The sequence below is a fragment of the Sphingobium xenophagum NBRC 107872 genome (assembly GCF_000367345.1).
Classification (GTDB): domain Bacteria; phylum Pseudomonadota; class Alphaproteobacteria; order Sphingomonadales; family Sphingomonadaceae; genus Sphingobium; species Sphingobium xenophagum.
Genome location: NZ_BARE01000015.1, coordinates 1 through 12885, shown reverse-complemented (window position 1 = coordinate 12885; position 12885 = coordinate 1). Strand labels below are relative to the sequence as shown.

General features: G+C 66.5%; 14 protein-coding genes. 10 read left to right on the top strand and 4 right to left on the bottom strand.

The features are described from left to right. Positions 1-33: 33 nt before the first annotated feature. From metK to SX1_RS08545, 3 genes are read right to left on the bottom strand one after another with little or no spacing between them, the layout of a single operon-like run. Positions 34-1233 carry a methionine adenosyltransferase gene (gene metK, locus SX1_RS08555; RefSeq protein WP_019052652.1) on the bottom strand — a complete coding sequence of 400 codons (1200 nt, stop codon included), beginning with the start codon at positions 1231-1233 and terminating at the stop codon, positions 34-36. A 57-nt stretch (positions 1234-1290) separates the two neighbouring features. After that, positions 1291-2946 carry an apolipoprotein N-acyltransferase gene (gene lnt, locus SX1_RS08550; RefSeq protein WP_019052651.1) on the bottom strand — a complete coding sequence of 552 codons (1656 nt, stop codon included), beginning with the start codon at positions 2944-2946 and terminating at the stop codon, positions 1291-1293. Between the two features lies 1 nt (position 2947). After that, the gene (locus SX1_RS08545; protein ID WP_019052650.1) at positions 2948-3583 is read right to left on the bottom strand and encodes a YqaA family protein; all 636 of its coding nucleotides are present in this window, start codon (positions 3581-3583) and stop codon (positions 2948-2950) included. 227 nt (positions 3584-3810) lie between these two features. On the opposite strand from SX1_RS08545, the gene SX1_RS08535 reads away from it, so the two are divergent. The 10 genes from SX1_RS08535 (at position 3811) to SX1_RS22480 (ending at position 12235) form a co-directional block, all read left to right on the top strand. After that, positions 3811-4536 (top strand): hypothetical protein, encoded by a 726-nt coding sequence (locus SX1_RS08535; RefSeq protein WP_019052648.1) that lies wholly within the window; start codon positions 3811-3813, stop codon positions 4534-4536. Between the two features lie 75 nt (positions 4537-4611). Then, complete coding sequence (locus SX1_RS08530) at positions 4612-5262, top strand: glutathione S-transferase family protein (RefSeq protein ID WP_019052647.1); 651 nt, start codon at positions 4612-4614, stop codon at positions 5260-5262. A gap of 159 nt (positions 5263-5421) precedes the next feature. After that, entirely contained in the window at positions 5422-5961 is a 540-nt protein-coding gene (locus SX1_RS08525; RefSeq protein ID WP_157410131.1) for a hypothetical protein, read from the top strand. Between the two features lie 63 nt (positions 5962-6024). Next, entirely contained in the window at positions 6025-7347 is a 1323-nt protein-coding gene (locus SX1_RS08520; protein WP_019052645.1) for a M28 family peptidase, read from the top strand. A 90-nt stretch (positions 7348-7437) separates the two neighbouring features. Then, a complete protein-coding gene (locus tag SX1_RS08515; protein WP_086012666.1) occupies positions 7438-8703 on the top strand; it encodes a DNA-packaging protein in 1266 nt (421 codons plus the stop codon). A gap of 53 nt (positions 8704-8756) precedes the next feature. Next, positions 8757-9410: a hypothetical protein gene (locus SX1_RS08510; RefSeq protein WP_019052643.1), complete on the top strand. Its 654-nt coding sequence runs from the start codon at positions 8757-8759 to the stop codon at positions 9408-9410. A gap of 75 nt (positions 9411-9485) precedes the next feature. Then, positions 9486-9824 carry a hypothetical protein gene (locus tag SX1_RS08505; RefSeq protein ID WP_019052642.1) on the top strand — a complete coding sequence of 113 codons (339 nt, stop codon included), beginning with the start codon at positions 9486-9488 and terminating at the stop codon, positions 9822-9824. 303 nt (positions 9825-10127) lie between these two features. Then, entirely contained in the window at positions 10128-11249 is a 1122-nt protein-coding gene (locus SX1_RS08500) for a phage portal protein (protein WP_019052641.1), read from the top strand. A 60-nt stretch (positions 11250-11309) separates the two neighbouring features. Beyond that, positions 11310-11630, top strand: a complete 321-nt coding sequence (locus SX1_RS08495) for a DUF6127 family protein (protein WP_019052640.1) — start codon at positions 11310-11312, stop codon at positions 11628-11630. 167 nt (positions 11631-11797) lie between these two features. Then, positions 11798-12235: an HK97 family phage prohead protease gene (locus SX1_RS22480; RefSeq protein WP_043145457.1), complete on the top strand. Its 438-nt coding sequence runs from the start codon at positions 11798-11800 to the stop codon at positions 12233-12235. A gap of 61 nt (positions 12236-12296) precedes the next feature. Here the strand turns inward: SX1_RS22480 and SX1_RS08485 are convergent. Continuing rightward, the coding region (locus SX1_RS08485) for a phytanoyl-CoA dioxygenase family protein (protein ID WP_019052638.1) at positions 12297-12885 on the bottom strand (589 nt) is incomplete at its 5' end.

Below are 12885 nucleotides of genomic sequence, written 5' to 3'. Positions count from 1 at the left end.
AAGGGCGCGCGAGGCGGTGTCAGTATATGGGCGTCAGGCCAGAGCGGCCTTGAGCGCGTCCACCAGATCGGTCTTTTCCCAAGGGAAATAGTCGCCTTCGGGCGTGCGGCCGAAATGGCCGTAGGCGGCGGTTTTCTGGTAGATGGGCTTGTTGAGGCCGAGATGGGTGCGGATGCCCTTGGGCGTCAGGCGCACCAGCGTTGGCAGGACCGCTTCGATCGCCGAGGCTTCGACGGTGCCGGTGCCGTGCAGGTCGACGTAGAGCGAAAGCGGTTCGGCGACGCCGATGGCGTAGGAAAGCTGGATCGTGCAGCGGCGGGCGAGCCCGGCGGCGACGATATTCTTGGCGAGGTAGCGGGTGATATAGGCGGCCGAGCGGTCGACCTTGGTCGGGTCTTTGCCGCTGAACGCACCGCCGCCATGGGGCGACGCGCCGCCATAGGTGTCGACGATGATCTTGCGGCCAGTCAGGCCAGCGTCGCCGTCCGGCCCGCCGATTTCAAACAGGCCGGTCGGGTTGACGTAAATCGCTTCTTCGCCGGGCATCCAGCCTTCGGGCAGGATGTCGGCCATGACGCCCTTCACATAGTCGCGCAGCCTGGCGCGGCTTTCGTCATTGTCCATGCCCGCCGCGTGCTGGGTCGATACGACCAGAGCGGTCGCGCGGACCGGCTTTTCATTGATATATTCGAGCGTGACCTGGCTCTTGGCGTCGGGTTCGAGAAAGTCGACGACCTGCGCGTGGCGGTCGGCGGCCATGCGTTCCAAGATCTTGTGGCTGTAATAGAGGGTGGCGGGCATGAGGTCGGGGGTTTCGTCCGACGCATAGCCGAACATGATGCCCTGATCGCCAGCGCCTTCATCCTTGTTGCCGCTTTCATCGACGCCCTGCGCGATGTGGGCGGACTGGCCGTGGAGATTATTTTCGAAGCGGAAGGTCTGCCAGTGGAAGCCGTCCTGCTCATAGCCGATGCGCTTTACCGTGGCGCGGACGGTGGCTTCGATCTCTTCCTGCGCGCCCGGTGCCCATGCGCCATTTTCATAGACGCCCTTGCAGCGGATTTCACCGGCCAGGACGACGAGCTGGGTCGTGGTAAGGGTTTCGCAGGCGATGCGGGCTTCGGGGTCTTTCGACAGGAAGAGGTCGACGATGGCGTCGGAAATCTGGTCTGCAACCTTGTCGGGATGGCCTTCGGACACGGATTCCGAGGTGAAGAGGAATTGGTTACGCATGGGACTCCCGTAAACGGCTGAACCGGAAAACGATATAAAGAATAGTTTATGTGGCTATTAGCTTTTGCTGCGCCGCATGGCAATGGCCAGTCCGGCAAGCAGCAGCATGAGGGCGAAGGGCGCCCAGTTGCCGACCCGTGCGAAGAGGGTGGGGGCAAGCGGCGGGGGCAGGCCGGAATCGAGGAAACCGGCGCGGTTGAGGCCCAGCGCATGGACGACATGGCCGCGCGCGTCGATGATCGCGGAGACGCCGGTGGGGGTGGAGCGGATGATCGGGATGCCTTCTTCCAGCGCGCGGAGGCGGGCTTGCGCCAGATGCTGGACCGGCCCCCAGCTGCCGAACCAGGCGTCGTTGGAGGGGTTGAAGAGAAAATCGGGGCGGTTGGCGCGGTCGATCACCTGACCTGAAAAGATGATCTCATAGCAGATCTGCACCCCCATTTTGAGGTCGGGGCGACCAAGCGTCGCGGGCAGCGGGAGGCTTTGCGGACCGGGACCGGGCCAGAAATCGGCATCGCCCGGTACGAGGCGCGAGAGGCCGATCGGTTCGAGGATGTTCCGCATCGGCAGATATTCGCCATAGGGGACGAGATGCGCCTTGCTGTAGCGGCCAAGCAAGCGGGCGTCGGGGGTGACGATCCAGACACTGTTGTTCGCGCCCGCCAGTTTCTGCGTGATGACGCCATTTTCCTCGACCGGCTTGAAATAGACCTTGTCCGCGCCGGTCATGAGCAGGTCGCCGGGGCCAAGCAGACTGGCGAGGCGGGCGCGCCAGCCCGGTTCCATGTCGAGATAGGCGGGGATGGCGGCTTCAGGCCAGAAGATGAGGCGCGGGGCGGGCCGGGGCTGGCCGGAGAGGGCGGCGAGCTTGCGGAAATTGGCGACTTCGTTTTCGACCGAATATTTCTGGTCCTGGCCGATATTGGGCTGGACGACGCGGACGCGCGGCGCGCCGGGGGGCGTGACCGGGGCGGAGGCGAGATGGCCCCAGAGCGCGAGGAGAAGAAGCGGGGCTGCGATCGCGGCGGCCGGGCGGTAGTGGCGCTGGAACGCAAGAAGCAGCGCGCCCGCCGCGAGGATGGTGAGGGCGCTCAGCCCATAGGTGCCGATCAGGGTGGCGGCGATGGCGATGCCGGTAGGGAGCAGGGTGACGCCGAGCGGGTTCCAGGCGAAGCCGGTGAAAGCCCAGGCGCGCAGATATTCCGTGCCCAGCCAGAAGGCGGCGAAGAGGAGGAGGGGGGGCAGTGCCATCCATCCTCTCCTTGCAGGGGAGGCGGCATCGCGTCGCGATGACGGAGGGGGGTCGCCCTCACGATAGGGTGACACCCCTCCACCACTTCGTGGTCCCCCTCCCCTTGCAGGAGAGGAATGGGTGATCCACCATGTCCCCAGCGTTGCGAGGCCCGGATAGACCGCCAGATAGAGCGACAGCAGCAGCACCGCGCCATAGCCGAACCAGTGCGGCATCGTGTCCTGAAAGGTGAAGGCGTGGGCGATCCAGTTGAGGCCGAGGGTGAAATGGCCAAGCCCGAAGAGCCAGCCGCGGGTGAAGGCGGCGCGGCGGTCCGGGGCGTGCTGGATCAGGAGGATCAGCGCGATCAGACAGGCGAGCGTTACCGGCCAGAGATTGAGAGGAGCAAAGCCGGTGGCGGAGGCGAACCCCGCCAGCAGCGCCGCGACTTTGGGATGGCGAGCGAAGGCTTGCTTCAGCACGTCAGCGGATCGATTCCATCGTTGCGGCGCTGCAACTGTCGTTCTTGCCGGGGCCGCCGGTCAGCATGGACGCGGCGATGAAGCCGCCGACGATGAGGACGAGGAACAGGCCCGACAGGAGGGCGAGATATTTTTCGATGAACGCCTTGATCGGGCGGCCGAATTTCCAGAACAGGAAGCCGACCAGCATGAATTGAAAAGCGCGGCTGAGCAGGCTGGCCCAGATGAAGGTGAAGAGCGGCAGGCCGATGAAGCCCGCGGTGATCGTGATCAGTTTGAACGGGATCGGCGTCGCGCCCTTGATCAGGATGATTTCCGCCCCGAATTCACGCAGATAGCAGGCCGCTACCGGGAATTTGGCCGCAAGGCCGAGCGCGGCGAGCAATTGCTGGCCGACCGTTTCATACAGGAAATAGCCGATCGCATAGCCCATCAGTCCGCCCAGCACAGAAGCCAGGGTGCAGATGAAGCCGAATCGCAGCGCGCGTTCCGGGCGGGCGAGGCACATGAGGCCGAGCAGCGGATGCGGCGGGATGGGAAAGAAGCTGGATTCCATGAAGCTGAAGGCGAACAGCCAGCGTTCGGCGTGGCGGTGGGCGGCTTTCGCCAGCATCCATTGGTAAAGCCTGGTCAGCATCGGGGCCGACCCCTAGCCGAGATGATGGCCGGTCGCCAGCGCCTTTTGCGGGCGGCGATCCATGGCGTATCGATGGCGCGGCGCTGGCGGGTCATGGCCTCAGCCTGGCGCGACGGCGTTGACGGGACGGCGACGTCTGGGCATGAGCCATCATCAGTCCTGTTCGGTCGGCGCGTTTGACAGTTTCAACCATATCCTGGGCCAGAGTGCGGCAACGCGCGGGCGGCATGGCGTTTGCGCTGGTGCTGAACGCTATCCTGCTGCTTGCGCTGTTCACGCTGGCCCCCAAGCCCGAACCCAAAAGGATGGACGACCGGATGCCGGTGACGTTCGACGTCGAGACCGGGCAGAAGGCGGAGACGGAGCAGAAGCGCGCGCCCAAGGCGGAGCGGCGCGAGAAGGAGGATGCGGCGGCGCCCAAACAGGCCGAGGCGGTGGTGCGGCCACCCGTGCCGGTCGCCAAGCCCGCCGAAGATCCGCCGTCGCCCTTCCCCTTTCTGACGCTGGATCGGGAGCAGATGGCGTCGGCCGATATTGGCCGCATGCCCAAGGCGGCGAAAGGGGCGAGTGCGGCGGGGCAGGGCAATAGCGCCGCGATCGCGGGACCGGGCGAGGGGCCGGGGGGCGTGCAATTGTTCAACGCCGAATGGTATCGGCGGCCCACCGATGCGGAGCTTTCCCCGTTCCTGCCCGCCAATGCGCCGCCCAATGGGTGGGGCATGGTCGCGTGCAAGACGGTCGATCATTATCATGTCGATAATTGCCAGACGCTAGGGGAATCGCCGCTGGGTTCCGGCTTTGCCCGCGCGGTGCGGCTGGCGGCGTGGCAGTTTCTGGTGCTGCCGCCGCGCGAGAATGGCAAGGTGCTGGTCGGCAGCTGGGTGCGGATACGGATAGATTATACCCGGTCGGTGGCGCGTGCCGGGGGTGGCGCTGGCGCGGGCGGCGAGTGAGCGCCTGCATTAAATAGTTGCATTTTGATACTGTTTTGGCATCTTCCGATCCGGAACAGGACAAGGAGAGATTGCATGATCATCCATGGTGCGCGGCCGTCGCCTTTTGTGCGCAAGGTCATCGTCTTTGCAGCCGAGAAGGGGATTGCGGCAGAGGTGGAGGCGGCCGGTTTCGGGCGCGGGGCGGAAGGCTATCAGAAGGGGTCGCCGTTCGGCAAGATTCCGGCACTGGAAGATGGCGATTTCCTGCTATGCGATTCGAGCGCGATCATAACCTATATGGATGCCCTGCGCCCCGGCGAGGAGATGATCCCGGCAGAACCCAAGGCGCGGGCGCGCACGATATGGTTCGAGGAATTTGGCGACACGATCGTCCAGCCGGCGGGGCAGAAGATATTTTTCAACCGGGTCGTGGCGAAGGCGATGAAGGTGCCGCAGGATCTGGGGGCGGCGGACAAGGCCGAGGCGGAGGAAATGCCGCGCATCTACGACTATCTGGAAGGGGTTTTGCCCGATAGTGGCTGGCTGGTCGAGGATCGTTTCACCCTGGCCGATCTGGCGGCAGCCTGTCCGATCATCAACCTGGGCTATTGTTCGGACCAGCTGGCGACGGGGCGTTGGCCAAAGGTCGCGGCGTGGATCGAGGCGGTGAAGGCGTGGCCCAGCGTGGCGGAGGCGCTGGTGCTGGAGGCGCCGATAGTGGAAGGGATGATCGCCAAAAACTAACCCATTTGGAACATTTTCCTTGACAGCGTCACGCTGTTCTGGCAGAGATGGCCATAGTGGAAAAATGTGAGTCGCCAACGGGGCGACGCAAAAGGGGCTGATCCGGACGGGTCGGCCCCTTTTGCGTTGGCCGGGGGCGCAGGCGGGGAAGGGATGAGCATGGCGGAGGGGACGGAGGCGCAGATGCTGGAACCGGCGCGCCGGAAGATGGCGGGCGCAGAGCGCGCGCAAATGCGCCGTCCGCGCAAGGACGGCTGGACCAGGGAGCAGGAGCGGCTGTTCCTGCAGACATTGGCGATGACCTGCAACACCAGCGAGGCGGCGCGGGTGGCGGGCGTGTGCCGGACCAGCGCCTATGACCGCAGGCAGCGCAACCGGCGCTTTGCCGCCGACTGGGAGCGGGCGATGGATATTGGCTATGCCGAGATCGAGGCGATGCTGATGCGCGAAGCCCTGTTCGGCAGCGAGAGCGAGGAAATTCTGCTGGATGGCGAGGGGAGCGTGAAGAGCCGCAAGATCAAGCGCGGGCATGACCTGAAACTGGCGCTGCAACTGCTGACCCGGCATCGCGACCGGGTGCTGGCCTATCGCACGAGCGCGGCGGCGCAGAAGGAGCGGCCCGATAGCCCCGCGGTGGTACGACGGGTGCGGCGGATGGTGGAAGAGGTCGAACGGATGAGGGCAGCGACGGGGACGTGATGCGTGAGGGCGAACCGGCTTCGTCTCTTTACACTTGTCCGATTGGCGATAGACCTGTGGGTCATGAGAAAATTGATCCTGCTCGCTGCTGCTTCGGCGCTTTCGACTTCGCTTCTGGCTTCGCCCGCGCTGGCGGAGGGGAAGGCGCCTGATCCCGCGCGGTTGAAGGCGACGGTTGAGAAGCTGGTGAGTTTCGGGACGCGGCATACGCTGTCGTCGGCGACCGATCCCAAGCGCGGGATTGGGGCGGCGCGGGCCTGGGCGGCGGCGGAGTTTGCGCGGATTTCCAAGGGGTGCGGCGGCTGCCTGAAGGTTGAGAGCGTGTCGGAGCGCTTCACTGCGCCGCGCGTGCCCGATGGCGCGGATATTGTCGATGTGCTGGCGATCCAGACCGGGACGGGCGATCCCAATCAGGTGGTGATCGTCGCGGGGCATATCGACAGCCGGGTCAGCGATGTGATGGACTTCACCAGCGATGCGCCGGGCGCGAACGACAATGGATCGGGCAGCGCGCTGGTGATCGAAGCGGCGCGGGTGCTGGCGGGCGAGACGTTTGACGGGACGATCGTGTACGCGCTGCTGTCCGGCGAGGAGCAAGGGCTGCTGGGCGGCAAATTGCTGGCGAACACGGCCAAGGCGCGCGGCTGGCAGGTGCGGGCGATGCTGAACAACGATATTGTCGGCAACACGACCGGGCTGAACGGCCAGATCGTGGCGGACCGGGTGCGGGTATTTTCCGAAGGGATACGATCGTCCGAGGATGGCAGGGCGGGGCTGACCCGGCGCGGCATCGGCGGCGAGGATGACGGGCCTTCGCGGGCGCTGGCCAAGGCGATCGACGGGATTGCGGAGGCCAATCCGCAGATCGGGCTGGACGTGTTTGCGGTGCGGCGGCCCGACCGTTTCGGGCGCGGTGGCGATCATACCCCGTTGCTGGAGGCGGGCTATCCGGCGGTGCGTTTTTCGGTGGGGATCGAGAATTACGACCGGCAGCATCAGGACCTGCGGGTCGAGGGCGGGCGCGACTATGGCGACACAGTTGTCGGCATGGACTTTCCCTATCTGGCGAAGGTGACGGCGCTGAATGTCGCGGCGTTGCGTGTTCTGGCAAGCGCGCCTGCGGCGCCGGCGAGCGTGTCGCTGGATGGCGCGCTGTCGATGGATACGCGGGTATTCTGGGACGCGGTGCCGGGGGCGGCGGCCTATCGCGTCTATTGGCGGCGGGCGGATGCGCAGGACTGGACGGATAGCCGACTGGTGACCGGGGCGACCGAATTGCTGCTGAAAGATGTGGTGGTGGACGATCATTTCATCGGCGTGGCGGCCGTGGCCAGGGATGGAAGCGAGAGCATCGTGACGTTCGGCGGGATGGCGCCGCGCAAATAGGGGCGCGCCTGTCGCCGCCCCGGCAAGGGGAGGGCGATGGAGACTTCGCATGACGAATGGCTGGACCAGCAAGAGCAGACGCAGGCGAGGATGTTGCGGCAGCTGAAGGAGGCTGGCCGCGAACGCATAAGCCGTGAATGGGACTGGCTGGCGCGGCCGGGGCAGAAGGCGCCGGGGGGTGATTGGCGTATCTGGCTGATGATGGCCGGGCGCGGTTTTGGCAAGACGCGGGCCGGGGCCGAATGGGTGCGGGGCATTGCGGAGGCCCACCCCGGCGCGCGGATCGCGCTGGTCGGCGCGACGCTGGGCGAGGCGCGGCGGGTGATGGTGGAAGGGGCGTCCGGATTGCTGGCGGTCGCGCCCTGGTGGTGTCGCCCGGTCTTTGCCCCGGCGCTGCGCAAGCTGACATGGCCCAATGGCGCGGTGGCGACCCTGTTCGGCGCGGCGGAACCGGAAAGCCTGCGCGGGCCGCAGTTCAGCCATGGCTGGGCCGACGAGATTGCCAAATGGCCCTTTGCGCTGGGCGCGTGGGATAATCTGATGATGGCGATGCGGCTGGGGAAACGTCCGCGCGTCATGGCGACGACGACGCCGCGCCCGGTGGCGCTGGTGCGGCGGCTGGTGGCGGACGGGGATGTCATCGTCACGCGGGGGCGGACGGCGGATAATCGTGCGAACCTGGCCGAGGGCTTTGTCGAGGCGATGGAGCGCAGCTATGGCGGCACGCGGCTGGGGCGGCAGGAACTGGACGGCGAGCTGATCGAGGAGGTTGAGGGTGCGCTCTGGTCGCGCGACCTGATCGAACGATGCCGGGTGGCGCATGTGCCGGGCGGGCCTGATGGGACGGCGCTGCATCGGGTGGTGGTGGCGGTCGATCCGCCTGCGTCCGCCCATGGCGATGCGTGCGGGATCGTGGTGGCGGGCGTGGGCGGTGACGGGCGCGCCTATGTGATTGCCGATGCGAGCGTCGAGGGCTGCTCGCCCGAACAATGGGCGCGCGCGGTGGCTGCGGCGGCGCTGGTGCATGGCGCTGACAAGGTGGTGGCCGAAGCGAATAATGGCGGGGCGATGGTGGAAAGCGTGCTGCGCGCGGCGGACGCCATGCTGCCGGTGAAGCTGGTCCATGCCTCGCGCGGCAAAGTGGCGCGGGCCGAACCCGTGGCGGCCCTGTACGAAGCCGGGCGGGTGGCGCATCGCGGGGCGTTTGCGCGGCTGGAGGATGAGATGTGCGGCTTGCTGGCCGGGGGCGGCTATGTGGGGCCGGGACGATCGCCTGATCGCGCCGACGCGCTGGTATGGGCGCTGACCGAACTGATGCTGGGGCGGCGGGGCGAGGCGCGGGTGCGGGGGTTGTGAGGGTTCATCCTTTGGTAATGGGCTTTTGCCATTGCTGAGGCGAAGGAGACAAGATGGTGCGGATATATGCCTTGGTTGCGGTGTGGGCTGGTGTGCTGGCCCCGTCGGCAATGGCGGCTGATGCGCCATCCTCGATCAGTGAGGCTGTATTTCATGCGGTGACGTTGTGCGAACGGGCGGTGCAGACCGACGGCGCTGTGCGTTTCGACAGGCCAAAAGGCGCGGAATTATATGAGGATTTGCTGGGGCGCGCTGGCAAGCCGAATATTGCCCGGATGCAGTCCACAGCACCGGCGCTGGTCCAGCGGTTCGTTTCGACGCTGCCTTGGCGCGCTATGGAAGCGCCCGCGATGATGATGCGCTATCCTGCGGCGTCGGGCGAGGCCTGGGCTGTGATCGGGCAAAGAACCCGATCCTGCAATGTGATGGTGACGGGCAGCGTCGATCCTGTCGCCGCTACCTTGGTCGAGCAGATGGCAGAGCGTGGGTGGCGGGTCGTCGTTGCGCGACCTGCGGTTAAACCCGCCACATTGGAGCAGCATGTGCTGGTGAAGATGAACCCGACGCCATCCGCGCCCAATTGGGGCGTGCGTGCGCTGGTCAGATCAGTCGGCTTTACGCCGGAAGCCCGCGATGGCGTCGAGATGGAGATGAGTTTCGTGGCGGGAGATATTGTCGTTAAAGCGCCGGTGGTGGCGACGCCCTGACCCAAAGATGGCGGAACCGTTTGGATAAACGCTTCGTTTTGCCGCCATGGAGATTTGGGTTCTGGAGCGCATAACATGAAAATGGCGAAAATTCTGGGCGCGCTGGTCGGGGCGACGCTGGTGGCTACCCCGGTGATGGCGGTGACGCTGAGCGCGAAGGAGCGGGCGCGGGTGGCGAGGGCGGCACCGCGCGATCGCGACGATGTGCGCTATTGCCTGATCCAGGGGAAGAAGGGGCGCGACAAGGGCACCGTGATCGGCGCGGCTGGGGGTGCCGGCGTCGGGCTGGTCGCCGGTGGTGGCCTGGGCGAGACGCTGCTGGGCGCGGGCGCCGGGGCGCTGGCGGGCCGGGTGATCGGCAAGAGCGAGGGGACGAACTCGACCTGCGACCGGGTGTTGCGGCGCAATCCTTGATCTAGCGAGGGTAGGGCAGATCGACCTCGACCCTTTCGTGTCTGGTTAGGTCGAGAAACGGCTGCGTGCGGTTTCTCGACTTCGCTCGAAACGAACGGAGGTTGGGGGAGCAAACGAAAGCCATTCCGGTTTGAGTTGAGGGTGGGGTATTCTCCCTCTCGTAGCTTCGGCAGGCGGCTTTGCTGCCAGCCTTCGCTTCAGGTTTAGCGCGATTTCCGAGTCATCGGATATTCTATCTGATTGGCAATCGCTTTGGCCCTCTCCCCGCCGGGGTGAGGTTTTTTTGTTGTGCGGGAGGCAAGCATGAAATTCTTTGGGATGAAGGCCGTGCAGGCGGATGCGCGGCCGGTGCTGGCGCGCGCCTGGGGAACGGGGGCGGTGGCGCTGGGCGAGTGGCCCGCCAGCTATGAGGCGCAGGTGCGTGGCGGCGTGATCGGCAATCCGGTGGCGCAGCGGGCGATGCGGCTGGTGTCGGAAGGGGCGGGGGCGACTGCGCTGAAAGCCTCTGGCGTGGAGGATGGGGCGCGGGTGCTGGCGCTGGTGGCGCGGGCTTCGGCGGGGCAGGGGCTGGTGGAGACGCTGGCCTGCCACCTGTTGCTGCATGGCAATGCCTATGTGCAGGTGATCGGCGGGGCGGACGGGATGCCGGCCGAACTGTTCGCGCTGCGCCCTGAGCGGGTGTCGGTGGAGGCCGATGGGCGGGGGTGGCCCGCGGCCTATCTCTATCGCGTCGGGGAGAGCGTGACGCGCCTGTCGCCCGAAGATGGCGCGGGGCGGACCACGGTGCTGCACTTGAAAAGCCTGCATCCGCTGGACGATCATTATGGATTGGGCTGTGTCGGCGCGGCGGCGGGGGCGGTGGCGATCCACAACAGCGCGACGGTGTGGAACAAGGCGCTGCTGGACAATGCGGCGCGGCCCAGCGGGGCGATGGTTTATGATCCGGGGGACGGATCGGTCATGGCGCCCGACCAGTATGAGCGGGTGAAGCGCGAGATGGAGATCGCCTTTGCGGGCGCGGCCAATGCCGGGCGGCCCATGCTGCTGGAGGGTGGGCTGAGCTGGAAGGCGCTGAGCCTGACCCCGGCGGAGATGGACTTTGTGGGGCTGAAGGCGGCGGCGGCGCGGGAGATTGCGCTGGCTTTCGGCGTGCCGCCGATGCTGATGGGGCTGCCCGGCGACAATAGCTACGCCAATTATCGCGAGGCGAACAAGGCGCTGTGGCGGCAGACGATATTGCCGCTGGTGCGCAAGATCGGCGCGGGGCTGGGGCAGGGGCTGAGCGGCTGGTGGCCGGGTCTGCGGATCGAGCCGGACCTGGATGGCATCGCGGCGCTGAGCGACGAGCGGGCGGCGTTGTGGGAGCGTGTCGCGGGGGCGGACTTCCTGTCGGCGGAGGAGAAAAAGGGGCTGTTGGGGTTGTGAGGCGGGCTGGGGTTCCCCCGCTCCCAACTGCGCCAAGGGGCGAGGGGCTTGGAGGGCGTGATGAAACAGGATGGCGAGATGCTGGCGCGGTTGGTGGCGCAGGCGGAAGGCGGGCCGGGGTCGATGGACATGGTGATGGTCCGTGCGCTGGTGGAGGAGGCGAGCGAGCTGGGCGCAGGGCGGGCGCTGGAGCGGCTGGGGCTGGCCGACCGGCGGGCGGAGGGCGATGTGCGCGAGCTGCGCGAACTGCTGCGCGCCTGGCGCGACGCGAAGAAGGCGGCGCGCGGGGCGGTGATCGGCTGGCTGGTGCGGATCGCGCTGGCGCTGGTGCTGCTGGGGATTGCGGTCAAGACCGGGCTGGTCGGGTTGGTCAGAACGTGAGCGGCGATGGGGCGCCTGTTCCGTTCGGGCTGGGCGAAGTCGAAACCCTTGGCCGCGCGGCGCGAGGTCAGAAGCCTTCGACAAGCGCAGGCAAGCCCCCTTCGACTGCCCGCCTGCGGCAGGCGCTCAGGACAGGCTTCGACAGGCTCGGGGCGAACGGAGATTATATGGCTCAAGACGTGCGCTTTGCCGGTTATGCGGCGATTTTCGACCGGGTGGACCGGGGCGGGGATGTGGTGCGGGCGGGGGCGTTCGGTGGCGTGCGCGCGGCGGGGGTGCCGTTGCTGTGGCAGCATGGGCCGGGGCAGGTGATCGGCGCGATCGAGCGGCTGGAGGAGGATGCGCGCGGGTTGCGGGTGATCGGCCGGGTGTCGGCGCGGACGGCGGCCGGGCGGGAGGCGGCGGCAGGACTGAAGGCCGGGGCGCTGGATGGCCTGTCGTTCGGATACCGGGTGCGGGAGGCGCGCGGGGCGGGACCACGCGAATTGCTGGCGCTGGACCTCGTGGAGGTGAGCCTGGTGACGCATCCGATGCAGGATCGGGCGCGGGTGCATAAGGTGGAGGGATTTACGCCAACGCGCGCCCCCTCATCCAACTGCGCCTAGCCAGCAAGCTGGCAAGGCTTCGTATCCTTCTCCCCCGTGGGGGAGAAGGTGTTTGTGGGGTCTATATCCCTAGCCATTCCAGATCGCCGGGCAGATCATCGGCGCTATAATCGAGTTGGAGGACGCGGCGGTGGCGGGGATTGGCGGCGGCGTCTGAGGCGTGAAGGATGGGCGTGGCGTAGAGCCAGATGTCGCCGCGCGACGCGAGGCAGGCGACGGTGCCGCAGCGATCGACCATTGCCGGGACATCACTTTCCGCGATGCGGCCATGGCGGTGGGAGCCGGGGGCGATAAGCAGCGGCGCATTGTCGGGATCGACGGGATCGAGATGGACGCGCAACGTGACCATGCGGTCGAGCAAGGATTGTGGTGGCGCGACATGGTGCAGACCAGACTTTTTGGTCCAGGGACCAAAGCCAGCTGTTTCTATCTTTTCGCGCACGGCGATAGTGCGGTCCTGATGCCAGCCGAGCGCCCAATTGGTGGTTTGGCTTTTATCGAACAGGATGGCGCGGACAGGTTTTGCGGCTTGGCCCAAATGGGCGGCGGCATGGCTGCCGATGGATCCTGCCGACGCGAGGAGTGGCGCCAGTTCGGCAAGAGCTGTCAGGCGTTGGCCAGGACGGTCTGTTGGTAGCGTCGCGAGGGCG